The organism is Kineococcus sp. TRM81007 (assembly GCF_022669155.1).
GTDB lineage: Bacteria > Actinomycetota > Actinomycetes > Actinomycetales > Kineococcaceae > Kineococcus.
In genome coordinates, this window is record NZ_JALBVB010000044.1 from 1 (window position 1) to 15,208 (window position 15,208).

General features: G+C 72.7%; 21 protein-coding genes. 16 read left to right on the top strand and 5 right to left on the bottom strand.

The features are described 5' to 3' along the window. The 3 genes from MN205_RS07520 to MN205_RS07530 all read left to right on the top strand — a co-directional run. On the top strand, nt 1-424 hold a 424-nt coding region (locus MN205_RS07520), incomplete at its 5' end, for a hypothetical protein (RefSeq protein ID WP_242125867.1). Between the two features lie 288 nt (nt 425-712). Then, nucleotides 713-1,144: a hypothetical protein gene (locus tag MN205_RS07525; RefSeq protein WP_242125868.1), complete on the top strand. Its 432-nt coding sequence runs from the start codon at nt 713-715 to the stop codon at nt 1,142-1,144. Between the two features lie 250 nt (nt 1,145-1,394). Further along, nucleotides 1,395-1,721: a hypothetical protein gene (locus MN205_RS07530; protein WP_242125869.1), complete on the top strand. Its 327-nt coding sequence runs from the start codon at nt 1,395-1,397 to the stop codon at nt 1,719-1,721. Nucleotides 1,722-1,801: 80 nt separating this feature from the next. On the opposite strand, the gene MN205_RS07535 is transcribed toward MN205_RS07530, so the two are convergent. Continuing rightward, on the bottom strand, nt 1,802-2,245 hold the full coding sequence (locus MN205_RS07535; RefSeq protein WP_242125870.1) for a hypothetical protein: 444 nt from the start codon (nt 2,243-2,245) through the stop codon (nt 1,802-1,804). Between the two features lie 164 nt (nt 2,246-2,409). Here MN205_RS07535 and MN205_RS07540 point away from each other — a divergent pair, with 164 nt between their 5' ends. The 4 genes from MN205_RS07540 to MN205_RS07555 all read left to right on the top strand — a co-directional run bounded on the left by MN205_RS07540 (nt 2,410) and on the right by MN205_RS07555 (nt 4,403). Continuing rightward, a complete protein-coding gene (locus tag MN205_RS07540; RefSeq protein ID WP_242125871.1) occupies nt 2,410-2,922 on the top strand; it encodes a GNAT family N-acetyltransferase in 513 nt (170 codons plus the stop codon). 83 nt (nt 2,923-3,005) lie between these two features. Next, a complete protein-coding gene (locus tag MN205_RS07545; RefSeq protein ID WP_242125873.1) occupies nt 3,006-3,479 on the top strand; it encodes an SRPBCC family protein in 474 nt (157 codons plus the stop codon). Nucleotides 3,480-3,595: 116 nt separating this feature from the next. Next, on the top strand, nt 3,596-3,694 hold the full coding sequence (locus MN205_RS07550) for an LPXTG cell wall anchor domain-containing protein (protein WP_242125874.1): 99 nt from the start codon (nt 3,596-3,598) through the stop codon (nt 3,692-3,694). Nucleotides 3,695-3,836: 142 nt separating this feature from the next. Next, nucleotides 3,837-4,403 carry a GNAT family N-acetyltransferase gene (locus MN205_RS07555; protein WP_242125876.1) on the top strand — a complete coding sequence of 189 codons (567 nt, stop codon included), beginning with the start codon at nt 3,837-3,839 and terminating at the stop codon, nt 4,401-4,403. On the opposite strand, the gene MN205_RS07560 is transcribed toward MN205_RS07555, so the two are convergent. Continuing rightward, a complete protein-coding gene (locus MN205_RS07560) occupies nt 4,370-5,131 on the bottom strand; it encodes a YdcF family protein (protein WP_242125878.1) in 762 nt (253 codons plus the stop codon). The two genes, MN205_RS07555 and MN205_RS07560, sit on opposite strands and share 34 nt — an antisense overlap. A 180-nt stretch (nt 5,132-5,311) precedes the next feature. Here MN205_RS07560 and MN205_RS07565 point away from each other — a divergent pair, with 180 nt between their 5' ends. From MN205_RS07565 to MN205_RS07575, 3 genes are all read left to right on the top strand, one after another. Next, nucleotides 5,312-5,797, top strand: a complete 486-nt coding sequence (locus MN205_RS07565; RefSeq protein ID WP_242125880.1) for a hypothetical protein — start codon at nt 5,312-5,314, stop codon at nt 5,795-5,797. Between the two features lie 191 nt (nt 5,798-5,988). Beyond that, nucleotides 5,989-6,663 carry a bifunctional 2-polyprenyl-6-hydroxyphenol methylase/3-demethylubiquinol 3-O-methyltransferase UbiG gene (locus MN205_RS07570; RefSeq protein WP_242125882.1) on the top strand — a complete coding sequence of 225 codons (675 nt, stop codon included), beginning with the start codon at nt 5,989-5,991 and terminating at the stop codon, nt 6,661-6,663. Nucleotides 6,664-6,808: 145 nt separating this feature from the next. Next, nucleotides 6,809-7,129: a hypothetical protein gene (locus MN205_RS07575; RefSeq protein ID WP_242125884.1), complete on the top strand. Its 321-nt coding sequence runs from the start codon at nt 6,809-6,811 to the stop codon at nt 7,127-7,129. Between the two features lie 48 nt (nt 7,130-7,177). Here MN205_RS07575 and MN205_RS07580 read toward each other — a convergent pair whose 3' ends face one another. Next, on the bottom strand, nt 7,178-7,462 hold the full coding sequence (locus MN205_RS07580) for a hypothetical protein (protein WP_242125886.1): 285 nt from the start codon (nt 7,460-7,462) through the stop codon (nt 7,178-7,180). 767 nt (nt 7,463-8,229) lie between these two features. On the opposite strand from MN205_RS07580, the gene MN205_RS07585 reads away from it, so the two are divergent. From MN205_RS07585 to MN205_RS07610, 6 genes are all read left to right on the top strand, one after another. Continuing rightward, nucleotides 8,230-8,631, top strand: a complete 402-nt coding sequence (locus MN205_RS07585; protein ID WP_242125888.1) for a hypothetical protein — start codon at nt 8,230-8,232, stop codon at nt 8,629-8,631. A 29-nt stretch (nt 8,632-8,660) separates the two neighbouring features. Then, entirely contained in the window at nt 8,661-9,035 is a 375-nt protein-coding gene (locus MN205_RS07590) for a hypothetical protein (RefSeq protein ID WP_242125890.1), read from the top strand. Between the two features lie 364 nt (nt 9,036-9,399). Continuing rightward, nucleotides 9,400-10,356, top strand: a complete 957-nt coding sequence (locus MN205_RS07595; RefSeq protein WP_242125891.1) for an ABC transporter ATP-binding protein — start codon at nt 9,400-9,402, stop codon at nt 10,354-10,356. After that, nucleotides 10,353-11,207: a hypothetical protein gene (locus MN205_RS07600; protein WP_242125893.1), complete on the top strand. Its 855-nt coding sequence runs from the start codon at nt 10,353-10,355 to the stop codon at nt 11,205-11,207. The genes MN205_RS07595 and MN205_RS07600 overlap by 4 nt, the downstream gene beginning before the upstream one ends. 95 nt (nt 11,208-11,302) lie before the next feature. Then, nucleotides 11,303-12,763: a histidine kinase gene (locus tag MN205_RS07605; protein ID WP_242125895.1), complete on the top strand. Its 1,461-nt coding sequence runs from the start codon at nt 11,303-11,305 to the stop codon at nt 12,761-12,763. Beyond that, nucleotides 12,760-13,437 carry a response regulator transcription factor gene (locus MN205_RS07610; protein ID WP_242125897.1) on the top strand — a complete coding sequence of 226 codons (678 nt, stop codon included), beginning with the start codon at nt 12,760-12,762 and terminating at the stop codon, nt 13,435-13,437. The genes MN205_RS07605 and MN205_RS07610 overlap by 4 nt, the downstream gene beginning before the upstream one ends. A 45-nt stretch (nt 13,438-13,482) precedes the next feature. On the opposite strand, the gene MN205_RS07615 is transcribed toward MN205_RS07610, so the two are convergent. Next, complete coding sequence (locus tag MN205_RS07615) at nt 13,483-13,875, bottom strand: SDR family NAD(P)-dependent oxidoreductase (RefSeq protein ID WP_242125898.1); 393 nt, start codon at nt 13,873-13,875, stop codon at nt 13,483-13,485. A gap of 639 nt (nt 13,876-14,514) precedes the next feature. Beyond that, nucleotides 14,515-15,150 carry a phosphotransferase gene (locus tag MN205_RS07620; protein WP_242125900.1) on the bottom strand — a complete coding sequence of 212 codons (636 nt, stop codon included), beginning with the start codon at nt 15,148-15,150 and terminating at the stop codon, nt 14,515-14,517. Between the last annotated feature and the right edge of the window lie 58 nt (nt 15,151-15,208).

A 15,208-nucleotide genomic window follows, 5' to 3' on the forward strand; every position in this document is an offset into this window, starting at 1 on the left:
AGGCGGCCGCGGCACCCGACTCGCGCAACTGGTGCCGCTCGACCAGCCACCAGCTGACACGATCCTCACCGTGGACATCGTCGTCGAAGCGGGTGACCGGGAGCACGAGTGCTGCGGGGCCGCCATCGAACGCGACGACGTCGTCACCTTCGACTGCATCCACCACGTGGAGCCGGACGGCCGGGTGCGACTGATCGAGAGCCACCACGACCGCGGGACCAGCGAGCGGGTGAAGGGACGAGTCAGCGACATCCACGTCGTCCAGGACGCAGGAGCGAGCCGGCCGATCCTCCGCGTGCCCAGCGGCAGCGCCCTGCGCGGCTTCGACCCCGAGGACGACGGGCACCTGGAAGACCCCTGGACCGGCGAGGTGATCACCTCGGACAGCACCGACTTCCTCGTCACCGTTCGCACGAGCCGCTAGCTGCGCGCCAGTTGCGCTGCGGCGATGACCAGGGTCCACGCCCGTCGACCCATGGCCAGAGGTCGTGCGCTGCAGAATCGCCCTTCCGAGCGAGGACGTCGGAGGGGCACAGCGCTCGAGGGGTTCAAGACTGCCGGAGCCATCCGGATCGTGACCCGATTCTCCGGACGTCCTGATCTGTCGATCTGCGGCGTTCGTCAACGGACTGGATCGGCGTACGGGGAGCCGTCAGCCCTCACGCGCGTCACAGTGGAGGGACCGCAGTGGCGATGCAGGAGGTGGCCGGAGGTGCGGACGTCGAAGGTGGCACTGCCGTGCCTGCTCCTGCCTGCTGCGCTGGCCGTTGCGCTGGGCGCGTGCGGCGGGCCTGGCGGGCTCACCGAGGAGCTGAGGGCCAGCCCGCTCAGCCTGACCGCGCCGAACGACGCCGACATGGAGGCCCTCATGAGCGGAGTCCTGACGCAGCGGGACGGCTGCACCGGGGTGCAGGACGGCAGTGTCTTCCACGAGCTGGTGCGGCACAGCGACGACGTCGAGTGGCAGTCGGACTCTCAGCAAGTCGTCTTCCAGGGGCAGGCTCGGACGCCGGGTGACACCGTCTGGTTCGGCGGTGGCACCACTGGTCGGGGGCTGGACCACCTGACTCGACCGGAGGGCTGTGCAGATGCTGACGGGAGCTGGCTCGTGGGCTCCGTCGAAGTTCCCGCCCCACAGCAGTGAGCCGGTGGTGGAGCCGCACATCGGACACCTGCACATGGCGGTGAGCCCCATCGGGGACCCGACGGACCACGACCGCGGGTCAGGTACGGCGCACTCGAGGACGAGCCGGCGAGCACACCCAAGCCCCGCGCACACAGCTGCGAGACCTACTGCTCCGTGGCGTGCGCGGCAGGCTCCCACTGGTCGCCTGCAGCCCACCCGTGCCACGGTGGACGAGCACCACCAGCCGACGACGGCCGCTGGAGGAGCCATGACCGCGTACTCCATCCAGGCTGCACCCACCTCCACGGGCGGCGCCGACGTCCTCGCCGGCTACATCGGCGTCGGCATCTGGGTCGTGCTCGGCCTGGCCGTCCTGATCCGGCTGCTGCAGATCGTGCTCAGGCGCAGGAGCTGGGCCGACAAGCGCCGAGACGTCAGGTCCAGGGTCGCCGACCCCCTCGTGCGGACCGGAGCGGTGCAGTCGACGATCTACGGCTGGACACCCAGCGACTCACGATCGATGCCCTCTCCACCGACGCAGACCACCACCAGCGAGGACGACACCCGCAGACCACCGAGAACCGAGGGCGAGTAGCCCACCGGCTCCCGCAGTGCGCGCTCACGACGCCGTCTGCAGAACCTTGTGCGGCCACGGCCAGCACGGTCCGCGAGCCTTCACCTGGCGCGGACCCCGAGCACGCTGCCCTGCTCCGAACCCGGCTCCGAGTCCGAACCTGACTCCAGGTCCCGATCCAGTCCCAGCCTCGCCACCTCCGAGCGGTGCACGTCGTTGACCGCGTTCACCTCCAGGCCGGCCGCTTGGCCCAGCTTGTCGATCAAGGTCCCCACGTGTCCCCACTGCCCACCCATGACCTCGTTGCCGTCATCACGCACCGCGATGCCGTACATCGTCACGCGCACCAGTAGCTCGGCCAGGCTCTCCGCCGTCACCGGCAGACCCTTGCCGCCAGGGTTGACCCGCTGCTGGATCCACTCATCCGCACTGCTCATGCTGTCCTCATCGACGACGCACCCTGCTCCCGCCGCGACCGCGACGAACTCGCCCCGGTCCCTGGTGCCGGTATTCGAGGATCGCGTCCGTGGGGTGGTCAGGGTCATCGGGGACACCCCCTACTCGACCCTGATCTTGCCGGCGCAAGCTCGCCGGGCTTCCGGCGGCCCACCGCTCATGGCGCTGTCGCGGTGAACCACTCAGGTCCACCACCGTCACACCCATCGACGTCTCGCCTGAGCTCCCACGCTGCCTCACTACCCTCGAGCCCGTGACCCTGGTCAGACCGGCCACGCTCGACGACGCCGGCGACCTCGCCCGCATCCACGTCGACACCTGGCGCACCACCTACACCGGACTGATCCCCCAGGTCGTCCTGGCCGCCATGACCCTCGACAGGGCGGTCGAGCGTTGGCAGGCGGTGCTGCCGCTGCATACTCCTCACCACTGCCTGCTTGCTGAAGACCCAGCCGGAGATGCCACTGGCTTCGTGCGCTGTGGTCCCAGCCGCGACGAGGAGGCATCCGGCACCACAGGCGAGATCCAAGCCCTCTACGTGCAGTCCACGTCCTGGAGCACCGGCACCGGACGGGCCCTGCTCAAGGCGGCCGAGAAGGAACTGCTCGCCGACGGATTCACCGAGGCCACCTCGTGGGTGCTCGCCGGCAACGACCGCGCCCGGCGCTTCTACCAACGGTGCGGATGGCGCACCGACGGCGGCACCAAGCAGGAGCAGCGCGAGGGCGTTGCCTTGGACGAAGTGCGCTACCGGCACACCCTTTGACGCGTCCGGGCACAGCGCTGTCGCGGACGTCCGGCCATGTCGAGGAGTGGAGGGAGATCGGGTCACGCTCCTAGGCTGCGCGCGTGCCCGTGGTGATCGAGGTCGTGACCGTCATCGACGCCCCGTCCGCCGTCGTCTTCGACCTCGAACTGGACGTCGATGTCCACGCCGCCTCCCTCGCCAGCAGCGGCGAGACGGCCACCACCAGCACCGGACGCCGCCGCCTCGGCCTAGACGACGAAGTCACCTTCCAGGCCCGCCACCTCGGGCGCAGCTGGCGCATGACCAGCCGCATCACCGCCCACGACCGCCCGCACCGCTTCGTCGACGAGCAGACCCGCGGCCCCTTCCGCACCCTGCACCACGAGCACCTCTTCGAAGCCCTGACAGCGCAGCGCACCCGCATGACGGACCGCATGAGCATCACCGCCCCCGCCGGCCCACTCGGTGCGGCGGTTGCCCACCTGCTGCTGGCGCCCTACCTGCGCCGACTCCTGCGAGAACGCGCGGCCCACGTCAAGCGCGCCACCGAAGCAGGCGACGAACACCCCTCCTGACCCCTCGATCGCTTGCTCGTGGCACCGTCCGCGACGGTGCTCGCCCATGCCGACTTCCGCGCAGACGGCACACCGATGACCGACCACGTCGAGTTCCGGTGGCCTAGCTCGGCCGCATGTTCGGGATCAACACTGGCGAGATCGTCGTCCTGCTGCTCATCCTCATCGCCATCGTCGCAGGCATCGGTCTACTGGCCCGGAGACGACGCCAGTAGCGCACACGCACGCGGTCATGCCGCCCTCCGGGCGCGATCACGAGTGGGCGCCGGGCCCGCCCCAACCGAGAGGTGGAAGATCACCCGAAGGCCCAGCAGTGCCCACGAACAGCGGGTGAGGTAGTCCTGAGAGCATCATCCGGTGCCTGAGCACGCAGCACCGGTCACCACCAGGACTGACCGTCCCCGACCTCACGTACGCATCGTCCACCTGACCGGAGCGGTCTTCGACGCCCTGGCAACTGGTGACCTGGCCACCGCCGACACCGCCAGCCCCGTGCCGCTGAGCGACTACTTCGCCGGCCCGGACTGGCGCAGCGTGTGGCGCATGCGCAGCGAGCAGACCCGCCACGACCCCACCAGCGCTGCCTGGGTCACCGGTGTCATCTGGGACGAGGACCAGCACCTCGCCGTGGGCCGCGCCGGCTACCACGGCCCTCCTGACGCCGAAGGGATGGTGGAGATCGGCTACGCCGTCGATCCGGCCTACCGCTGCCGCGGCTACGCCCGCGCTGCTCTGGAGTCGTTGCTGCAGCGCGCCCGCAACGAGCCGGGCGTGCGCACGGTGCGGGTGACCATCACGCCCGAGAACACCGCCTCCTACGGCCTGGTCGCGCAGTACGGCTTCACCGCAGTCGGTGAGCAGTGGGACGACGAAGACGGCTTGGAGATCATCTACGAGATCAGTGCCGACCCCGCTCGGCGATGACCGCCGCCGCCACGCCGGGGGACTCGGTCAGGGCGCTGCCACGGTGCAGCAGGCTTCAGCGGCAGGGCTCGCCCGATCTTGCGCGCCAGCGCGTACGCCACGGTGGCCACCTTCCACCCGCGACGCTCCCCGACGCGGTAGTCCTGCGCCGGCGTCAGCCGCTGCGCCAGGCCCGGTCGCTGCTTCGCCAGGTAGCGCCGGGCGCGAGCGGCGTGCGTGGGTGCGGAGGCGATGGTGATGCTGCCGGCCGCCTCCAGCTGGTCCAGGCAGTGCGCCACGTTCTGCCAGGTGCTGCGCGCCTCCTCCTCCAGCGCGATGCGCTGCTCGGGCACACCCAGGACGTCGCGGGCGTAGGCGGCCATCACGCACGCCTCGCTGGGATCGTCGGGGGCGCCGGTGCGCCCGCCGCTGAACAGCAGCCGTCCGTGCTGCGGGTGCAGCGAACGCACCGCGATCTCGGTGCGCCAGCGCTGCACCGGGTGCACCCGACCGCCCGGGCGCGAGGGGCAGCCGAGCACCAGGACCACCTGGGGGCCCGGCACGGGCTCAGCGGTGCGCCGGCCCCGGCGCCGGCTGCGGTCCCGGTGCGGGTGCTGGTCCCACCCGCGGCGCGAGGCGCGCCACTGCACCAGCTCGGCGACCAGGACGGCGACCACGGGCAGTGCGGCGGCCGCTGCCAGCGCGGCCACCACAGCGGCAGGCGGCGACGGGTGCAGCGGGCCAGGCACCTGCCGATCATCGGTCGGGGACCGGCGGAGGACGACCCGACACGCGCGGTCATGGCGCGGACATCGCGTGCTCGTGCCGATCTCAGGGCGTTGCCCTCCAGGTCCGGTGCGGTGGAGGTGGTTCCGCCCGGTGGATGTCTTGCCCGTCGGCTGCGGCGGCACGGCACCTAGCCTGATGCGGTGACGGATGACGAGCTGCTGGCCGAGCTGGAGCGGCGCCTGCGCCAGGACGTCGACCCCGACGTCACGTACGACGAAGCCGTCTTCACGCTGCACCGCTGGGACGCCGAGCCCCAGGACCCGCCGCTGCGCCTGCACGCCACCGCCGAGCAGCTGGGCCGGTACTGCCGGGTGGACGAGGGGACTCGCGACGCCCTGTGGCCCGACGCCCCGGTGGAGGTCGCCGGTCTGAACCTGCTGCAGGTGCACCTCGACGAGGCCCTCTGGCGCGCCTTGGACACTGCCCCTGAACGCCGCCACGTCGTGCTCGAACCGCGCCTGGCGGTACTCACCGATCCTGCCGTCATTGATGAGTCGCCCCCACCGCTGCCGCCTCTGCCGGACCTCCCCTCGGGGGAGTACAGGTGGTTCGCCTACGCACCGCTCAGCGGTGAGGGGTTCCCCGCGCGCCAGCGGCCTACAGAGCCCGGAGCTCCTGAGGTGTGACCTGCTGCCACAGCGTCACCTTTGCGGTCATGGCGCCTCCGGGCGTGATCGTGGTCGGCCGACTTCACGCCTGTGCCGAAAGGCGTGCGATGGCAACGCGACCTTCGCCACCTGGTTGATCTTGTTCGTGGGCACCCGTGGCTGCTTGGCTGCTCCGGGATGCAACGTGGCAGCGGAGGTGCAGCACGGTGATGGCTGCGGTCGGTCAGCGCGCACTGGCCTGGTGCGGTGAGTGGAACCGCGGGCATCCGTGGGACCACAACGCCCACCACCACGGCTGGATCGAGCGGCACCTGCCCTCCCGCATCAACGCCGCCCTGGACATCGGCTGCGGCACCGGTGACCTGGTCCGCCGCCTCTCCCGACGCGCCGGACACGTCACCGGACTCGACGCCGACCCCGCCAGCATCGACACCGCGCGGCGCCTCTTGCACGAGCAGGGCAACGTCGACTTCCGCTGCGAGGACCTGCTCAGCGCCGACTTGCCCGGCGGGTACGACGTCATCACCGCACTGGCGGTTCTGCACCACGTTCCCTTCGAGCCGGCGCTGAGCCGACTGCGGGACCTTCTCGCCCCGGGAGGCACGCTGGTGGTCCTGGGCGTCTACCGCGAGGAGGAACCCTCGGACCACCTGCTCAGCGCCGCGGCCGTGCCCGCCAACCTCGTCATGGGCACGGTGAAGACGCTGCAGCGACGATCCAGCCAGCGGCCGATCGCCATGTCAGCGCCAGCGGCGCCCACCACCACGACTCTGCGCGAGATCCGCGACATCGCCAACCGGCAGACGCCGAGGGCTTCCCTGCGCCGGCACCTGTTCTGGCGCTACTCGTTGCGCTACACCGCTGCGCCTGACGCGAGTAGATGACCGCGCCCCGCGCCGGCCTGGTGCTCGCTCATGGCGCTGGCCAGGATGTCGCCCCCCCCCCCCGGATCTGCCGAGATGACCGCGGTTCATCAGCCGCAGCCTCCCTTGACGGGGCGCCGGTCCTCAGCAGCAGAAGGGTGCTCAGATGACGCGCGGATTCGTTCCTCAACGCGACGAAGCAGGCAACGAGGACTACAGCGTCATGCGGATCGACCTGGACCACGTGGTGCCTCACGAGGCGCTGGACGAGGTCCCCGCGCTGCACGGCGACACGCCTCGCCGGTACGCGAAGCACCCCGGCCCAGAAGGGCGCGACATCGTCGACTTCCTCCAGCAGCAGGGGGTCGCCCTGGGAGATCACGACCGAGCCGCGGCGGACGTTGTGGCCCGTGATCTCGACATGGCGACGGCGCTGACCCTGCTGTCTTGGGTGCGCCGCGCTCCTGGAGCGCCCAGCTCCACGTAACGCCCTCTCACGGCGCTGTCGTGGACGCCCACGAACAGCCCGTCATCCTCAGCGGGCGGCTGCGACCCGACCACGACGGCGATCACGGCCCCTGCTCACCACGTGGGTGATCGAGGCGCCGGCCTCGAGAAGCACCCCGACGATGAAGAGACCCGCACCAGCCACGACGGCCAGGGCCCCACCGATGTTGGCGCCCTCACCAGGACCCAGCGTGGCGTCGGACCAGATGGCCAGCAGAGCCAGCACGCCCCCCAGATGCACCAGCACCAACCCGACACGCGACAACACCGCACTCACCGACATGACCCCTTCTGCCTCGGCTCGCTCGATCACCACTGCCCATGCTCGCAGCGCCGGCCCGGTACCGGGCGATCGAGCGCGGCGAGGCGCCAGGGCTCTCCAGGGATCGGAGGCAGACATGCCAGGCGCGGCCTGGTGCGCACCGCGGTACCGCACGGACGAGGTCGTCTTCTCCCCCGATGCCCGTCTCACCTGGGGCTCGCCCCACGGTCACCTCGTGCGGGTGGGTGCCACCGGTGCAGCGCGCCGCATCGCGGTCGACCGGCCCGTCACCTGGGTGCAGGCCGATGAGCAGGCCCTGTACGTGCGCGTGCGGGACCAGCCGTGGCACCTGCAACCGCACGCGGACGCCGGGCGGGTGGTGCACGCGCCCCGCTGGCTGCGCCTGCCCCACGACGAACCCGTGCCCGACGTGCTCAGCGTGCACACCCACGCCGTACCGCAGGAGCGGGCCCCGCAGGTGCAGCACCGCCGCCCCGGGGAACTGCGGGCGATGTTCTGGTACAGCGACGACCCGCGCCGCTCGATCCGCTCAGGGTCGGTGCGCTGGTCCTTCGGGTGCTCACGGCAGCGACCCGACCCGGACGGGTTGTGGTGCCGGGTGATCGCCACCGCGCACGGGGTTCGAGGCGCGCACGAGCAGCAGGTGCAGCGCCTGGACCTGGGCGACGGACGCGTCACGGCCACCACCCCTGTCAACGGTCACGAGGGCGCCGCTGCCGAGCGGTGCTACCGCCGAGGGTGCGCTGCTGCTGGCCATCGAACGACGCTCGTGGGGGCCGTGGGGCGCGCAGGCACCGGTGGAAGTCCTGCGCTTGCTTCCCGACGGCGCACCGCAGGTGTTCCTGCCCGCCGACAGCATCGACACCACCGGCCGCGGCTGGCCCCTGGTGCCACGACCGGTCGATACCGACTCGTACGTGCAACGGATGCACGACATGCACCAGAGCGAACACGCCTGGGCTGCCGGGGCCAGCGGTTCGGCAGCGGCGGTCAGCGGCTCCTGGCCGCACACGCACCTGGAACTGACGTGCCGCCTCAGCGACTACCCCGGCCTGCTGCTGCGCCGCCGCGAACCCCTCTTCGACGAACTGGGCCGCATCGCACCTGCACCACACGTCGGAGCGGATCTCATGGACGCCCTCGAAACACACAACTTGCCCCCGGCCGGCGCCGCCGTCGACGGCGTCGTGGACATCTGACCCCCTCACACGGAGCGGAGCGTCACGGCTTGTACTGCCACGGGTTCTGCACCACCCCGACCTGGCAGCACGAAGGTGAGAACCGGGAACTGTTCCCCTCGATCGCGCAGCAGCACCCGCACCTGCGCGATGCGCTGCGCCACCTGGAGGGCACGGCGGCGATCATGGAGTCGCACTTCCTCGACGCCTCACCGGCCGAGGCCCTCGACGTCGCGCGCGACGTCGTCGCGGCCGGACTCGTCGAGCACCTCCACCTGTTCCAGGTGCCGATCGTGCTGGGCCGCGGGGCGCGGCTGCGGGACGGCCCCGGAGCGCTGGAGGCGGACGACGACACCGAGACGGTCTCGACACCCCGCGGCGTCACCCCCTCACGTCCACGAGGTCGTGACGGCACGAGGTCGTGACGGCTCGGGCGGTTCTGCTTGCCGGGAGCCGATGGCGTACTGCTCCGCGTGGCCGGCGGCACCGTGGGCACCGCACCCAGCGCGGCGCAGGAGAAGGCCAGCGCACCGGTGACCGCGACGACCCGACGAACCCGCACGCCCCTCGGACGCAGCAGCCGACTGGACCGTTCCGCGCCTGGTGCGCCCTCCGAGCGCCACCTGCCCGGACTGCTGGGAGCGCGCGGCGACGTCGGGTACCACCACGGGATGACGCCGGTCATCCCGACGGGCGACCCGGCCGGGCCACGGATGTGATCCGCACGGGCGTCCCGGCGCCACCTCGTCCGCTCCTACGTTCGAAGCACGCCGAACACAGGGGGAGACCGTGATCGAGGCCATCGGCCTGACCAAGAGGTACGGGGAGAAGACGGCCGTCGACGGCGTCACCTTCACCGTCCACCCCGGGAGGGTGACCGGTTTCCTGGGGCCCAACGGTGCCGGGAAGTCCACGACGATGCGGATGATCATGGGCCTGGACCGGCCCAGCGCCGGCACCGTGCACGTCAACGGCGAGGAGTACGCGCGCCACCGCGCCCCGCTGGGCGAGGTCGGCGCGCTGCTGGAGGCGAAGGCCGTGCACCCGGGCCGCTCGGCGCGCGAGCACCTGCTCGCCCAGGCCGCCACGCACGGCATCGGCCGGCGCCGCGTGGAGGAGGTCGTCGAACTGGCCGGCCTGGCGTCCGTGGCGCGCGAGCGCGTGGGCACGTTCTCGCTGGGCATGGGTCAGCGCCTGGGCATCGCAGCGGCCCTGCTGGGCGATCCGCACACCCTGATCCTGGACGAGCCGGTCAACGGCCTGGACCCCGAGGGCGTGCTGTGGGTGCGCACCCTGCTGCGCGACCTCGCCGCGCAGGGCCGCACGGTGTTCCTCTCCTCGCACCTGATGAGCGAGATGGCCCTCACGGCCGACCACCTCCTCGTCGTGGGACGCGGGCGGGTCATCGCCGACGCGTCCGTCGCCGAGATCGTCGCGCGGACGCGGTCGACGACGGTGCGGGTGCGGACACCGGACACCGCGCAGCTGGAACCGCTCCTGCGCCGGCGCACGGGCGTCGAGGTCGTGAACGTCGAGCACGACGTGCTCGAGGTCACCGGCAGCGACGCGCGGCAGATCGCCGCCACCGCCGCCGCAGCCGGTCTCGAGCTGCACGAGCTCACCCCCGTGCACAGCTCGCTGGAGCAGGCCTACATGCAGCTGACCGCCGCCGAGGTCGAGTACCGCTCACCCGGCGCGCACGAGACGACCGCGCCCACCCGACCCACGTCAGGAACGCCCCGATGACCACTCCCGTCCCCACCCCCGCCACCACCGCGAACCCGGGCCGGCGCGCGAGCGTCCAGCCGTACGGCTTCGGCCGGCTCGTGGCCGCGGAGTGGATCAAGTTCCGCTCGCTGCGCTCGAACTGGTGGATCCTCGCCGCCGGGGTGCTGTTCGTCCCGCTGTTCGCGGTCTCACGGGTGGTCAGCGTGGCCCGGGTCCCCGAGGCGGCCGGCACCCCCGGGATGGTCGGCGCGGTGTACGTCACCTCCGGCGTGGCGCTCACCCAGCTCGCCCTCTGCACGCTCGCCGTCCTGGCGATCACCGGCGAGCACGGCACGGGTCAGATCCGCTCGACCTTCGCGGCCGCCCCGCGGCGCCTGCTCGCGCTCGCCGCGAAGCTGGTGGTCACCGTCCTCGTCGTGCTGGGCGCCTCGGTCGTCGCCGTCGCGCTGGCCTGGGCCGCCAGCTCGCCCTGGTTCGAGGAGACCGGCATGTCCGTGGACCTGCTGCGGGCCGAGGACGCGCGGATCGTCCTGGGCACGCCGCTCTACCTGGCCGCCGTGAGCGCCCTGGCGTTCGGCGTCGGTGCGATCGTCCGCAACTCCGCGGCCGGGGTGGCGTTCGTGCTCGGGCTGCTGCTGGTGGTGGAGAACGTCCTGTCCCTGGTCCCCTGGACCCCGGTCCAGACGTTCGCGGCGCACCTGCCGGCCACCGCGGGCAGCGAGCTGCTCCAGTCCGACGCCGTCGGCTCGGTCCTGACCACCTCCAGCAGCAGCGCCCTCTCCCCCTGGGGCGGCTTCACCGTCCTGCTCGCCTGGGTCGCGACGGTGCTCGTCGTGGCCGGCGTGCTCGTGCGCCGCCGGGACGCCTGAGCGTGGCGAGCGCGGCGGGTCGGTGCGGTGGCTCCACGACCGACCCCGAGGGCGCGCAGCAGCTGGGAGGATGCACCGGTGCTGGAGGACACGCCGTGAGCGGGACACCGACGCCGGCGACCGCTCCCCCGTCGTCGTGGGCGTCGGCGTCGAGCCCGCTGTTCACCGAGTCGTCCGCACGGCGGCTGGGTCCGGTGCGGCGGTTCTTCGACCGGTTCCCCGCGGTCTCCGACGTCCTGGTCGTGCTGTTCTTCGCCGGGTGGGCGCTGCTCACCGGGATCGGTGCGGACTCGATGTACGGGCTCAGCACCCACCTCGGCGGCCAGCGGGTCCTGCAGATGCAGTGGGCCTCGTTCGTGCTCACCGCAGCCGGCGCGCTGGCGCTGACCCTCCGGCGGCGGCGGCCCGTGCTCGTGGCCGCGGTCGTGGGCGTGCTCGGCGTCCTCGCGCTCGCCACCACGGGGGCTCCCTCGGGCTTCGAGCTCGGCGTCGCGCTCGCGCTGTACGCCGTCGCGGCGTCCCGGCGACCGGCCGTGACGTGGGCGACGAGCGCCGCGACGGTCACGGCTCTGCTGGTCGCCGCGCGGCTCCTGCCGCTGCCGGCGACGGTGAGCGCCCTCGTGCTCGGTGCCGACCCGGCGCAGGCCGGCGGGCTCGACGCGGTCGCGCGGCGAGCGCGCGACGGCTCCTTCCTCCAGAGCGTCGTGTGGGCGCAGACCGCAGCGCCCGTCCTGGTGCTCGCGCTGCTCGCGATCGCGATCGGCACGAGCGTGCGCAACCGGCGACTGGACATCGCCCGCCTGCTGGACGCCGCGAACGCCCTCGCGCACGAGCAGGAGCAGCGGCTGCGCCTGGCGCGGGCGGGCGAGCGGGCGCGCATCGCGCGGGAGATGCACGACGTCGTCGCGCACAGCGTCTCCGTCATGGTCGCCCTCGGTGACGGTGCCTCGGCCGCCCTGGAGCGGGCACCCGAACGCTCGCGCGCCGCGCTCGAGGACCTCGTGGCGACCGGGCGCTCGGCGCTGGGCGACATGCGGCGCATCCTCGGTGTCCTGCACGAGGACGACGACGCGCTCGCACCCGGTGGCGATCCACCCCCGGTCGGCGGTGACGCCTCCGCCTCCCCGGTCGCGCTGCACGCGCCCGTGGAACCCCAGCCGGGCAGCGTGGACCTGAACGCGCTCGTCGACCGGTTCCGCCGCGCCGGGCTGCCCGTGCGCACCACGGGGTTGGCCGCGGACGGCCTGCGGGACCTGGACACGAGCCTGGGCCTGGCCGTCTACCGCATCGTCCAGGAGTCGCTCACCAACGCGCTGCGCCACGCACCGGGGACCGCGGCGGTCCGGCTGGCGGTGCACCTGGGACCCGAGCACGTGGAGGTCGTCGTCACCGACGCGGGCACCTGCACCGGCGTCGAGGCCGGCACCGGTTCGCAGCGCGGGCTGGTCGGCATGCGCGAGCGCGCCGCGGCCTTCGGCGGAACGCTCGAGGCCGGCCCGCACGGAGCGGGCTGGCGGGTGCGCGCGGTGCTGCCCCGCCACGGGGCGGCCTCGTGATCAGGGTCCTGCTGGTCGACGACCACGCGCTGATCCGCGTGGGTTTCCGCCTCGTGCTCGAGAGCGCCGGCGACATCGAGGTGGTGGGTGAAGCCGGCGACGGGAGCGCAGCGCTGGAGCAGAGCGCGGCGCTGCGTCCCGACGTCGTCCTGATGGACGTGCGCATGCCCCGCCTGAACGGCATCGACGCCACCCGTCACCTCGTCGAGGCGTCCCCCCACGTGCGCGTGCTGATCCTGACGACGTTCGACCTCGACGAGTACGCCTTCGCCGCGCTGCGGGCCGGTGCCAGCGGTTTCCTGCTCAAGGACGCCGGACCGGGCGACCTGATCGGCGCGGTGCGCACCGTGGCCGGCGGCGAAGCCGTCGTCTCCCCGCGCGTCACCCGGCGCATGCTCGAGCTGTTCGCCCACCGCTTCCCCGCGACCGGTGAGGAACCCGAACGAGACGCTGCGCACCCCCGCCTGGCGGACCTCACACCCCGCGAGCTCGAGGTGCTGCGCTGCATCGCCGACGCCCAGTCGAACGCGGAGATCGCAGCGAGGCTGTTCCTGTCCGAGGCCACCGTCAAGACGCACGTCGCGCGGGTGCTGGCCAAGCTGGGTGTGCGCGACCGCGTGCAGGCGGTCGTCCTCGCCTACGAGACGGGGCTGGTGCGTCCGACGCTCGGCTGAGCACCGGCATCGGCTGAGATCGGGGCAGTCCCCCGGCCTCGTCCCTCAGCTCAGCATTCGAGCCAGCAAGGCGTAGAAGTCCCTGGGATCCTCGGCCAGCCACTCCTCGATGAGAGCGGTCTGCTCGTCGACGACGACCTCGTACTCGTCGCGTTCGACCCCGTCCAAGGTGGCCCGGGCCACCTGCGCGGGATCGAGCTTGTCGAAGGGGACGCCCTCGCCCATGCCGGTGTCGGCGACACCGAGGTGGACCGACATCACCGACGTCCCCTGGGCGGCCAGTTCGTGGCGCAGCGCGTTGCCCGTGTTCCACAACGCCGCCTTGCTGACCGCGTAGGCGGTGGCTCCGGGCAACGCCATCCACGATGCGCCCGAGGCGATGTTGACGATGGTCCCCCCGCCGTTGGCGGCCAGGACGGGGGCGAAGGCACGCACCACGGACAGCGTTCCTCAGAGGTTGGTGTCCATCTCCCGGTGAGCGTGGTCGAGGTCGCCGAGCAGGGTGGCGTCGGTGGCGATGTCCGCGTTGTCGACGAGCAGGTCCACGTCGTCGGCCACCTGCGCGGCCGCGGCGACGGAGGCGGGTCGGTGATGTCGAGGGCGAGGGCGTGGACGCCGTCGAGGTCGATCGCCTCGGGGCGGCGGGTCCTGGACACGGGGACGGCCACGCCCGGGATGCGCGCCCACCTCGACGAGGAGCACCGCCGGATCCAGGCGCAGACCGACGAGCTGACACGGGCACGCGACCGGCTGGCCGACTCCGGGAGATCGCCGCGCAGGCCGCGGCCGGTCGGCCACCGTCGGAGTGCGTCCTCGCGGCCGAAGCCGCCACCGCCCTCTCCTGAACCCGTCGGCCCCCTCAGCGCTGGACCCGCCGGTGCCTGCGACCTCCCCGGCAGGTGCTCCACGTCCGCGGGGAAGGGCTCGGAGGGGTCGTCGAGCACGCGCAGCCCCGCCCCCTGGCCTGCGCGGCTCCCGCCTCCGGGACCGGAGCCCCCACCACCAGCACGACCGACCGTGACGGTTCAGCCTTCTCCGCCGGCCGGGAGCTGCACCTGTGGTGGCAGCACCTGCGGCTCAGACGACCGCCGGCGCGTCGAGCAGGTGGGCGCGGTGCTCGTCGGCCTGGCGCTGGAGCTCCGGCCGCAGCCGCACCAGGGGCTCGTGCTGCAGCGGCGCGTCCTCGGCGAGCGATGCCTGCGCGTCCTCGAGCACGCTGCCGGCAGTGGGCAGCCGAGCCACGAGCGTGCTGCCGAGCTCGTCCGTCGCCGCGTGCAGGCTCGCGAGCGACGCACCCCACGCCCGCGCCTGCGCCGGCGTCAGCTCGTCGACGTCGAACTGCTCGCCGGGGGCGGCTCGCACGCAGGTGGCGTGCACCTGCCCCAGCGGCGTCGCGACGGTCTCCACCAGCGTCCCCGTCGTGGAGGGCACAGGTGCCGCGACGCGCGCGCCCTCCCGGCCCAGCTGTTCCACCAGCTCGGCGACGGCGCCGACCCGCTGCCGCGAGGCGTGTGCCGCCGGGGTGAAGCGCAGGTAGGAGCGCCCGCCGCCGTCGGGGTCCGGCAGGACGAAGACGTGGCTGGCGCTCGATCGCCACCACCGCGCGCGCCCTGGTTCGCAGCCCCACGCGGCGGCGACAGCGTCCGCGGCCGGGGACCGCCACTCCTCGTCGACGGTGACGGCGAGGCGGTCGATCTCGTGGAGGGGGAGCACCTGCGCGATGCTGCCAGCGCAACCACCTGCGGTGCACGCGTGTTTCCGCGCCCGCCCC

Coding starts and splice junctions, on each gene's coding strand:
- MN205_RS07550 (WP_242125874.1), top strand. CDS start 3,596: ATGTTCGGGATCAACACTGGCGAGATCGTCGTCCTGCTGCTCATCCTC.
- MN205_RS07530 (WP_242125869.1), top strand. CDS start 1,395: ATGACCGCGTACTCCATCCAGGCTGCACCCACCTCCACGGGCGGCGCC.
- MN205_RS07600 (WP_242125893.1), top strand. CDS start 10,353: ATGACCACTCCCGTCCCCACCCCCGCCACCACCGCGAACCCGGGCCGG.
- MN205_RS07535 (WP_242125870.1), bottom strand. CDS start 2,245: ATGACCCTGACCACCCCACGGACGCGATCCTCGAATACCGGCACCAGG.
- MN205_RS07575 (WP_242125884.1), top strand. CDS start 6,809: ATGACGCGCGGATTCGTTCCTCAACGCGACGAAGCAGGCAACGAGGAC.
- MN205_RS07570 (WP_242125882.1), top strand. CDS start 5,989: ATGGCTGCGGTCGGTCAGCGCGCACTGGCCTGGTGCGGTGAGTGGAAC.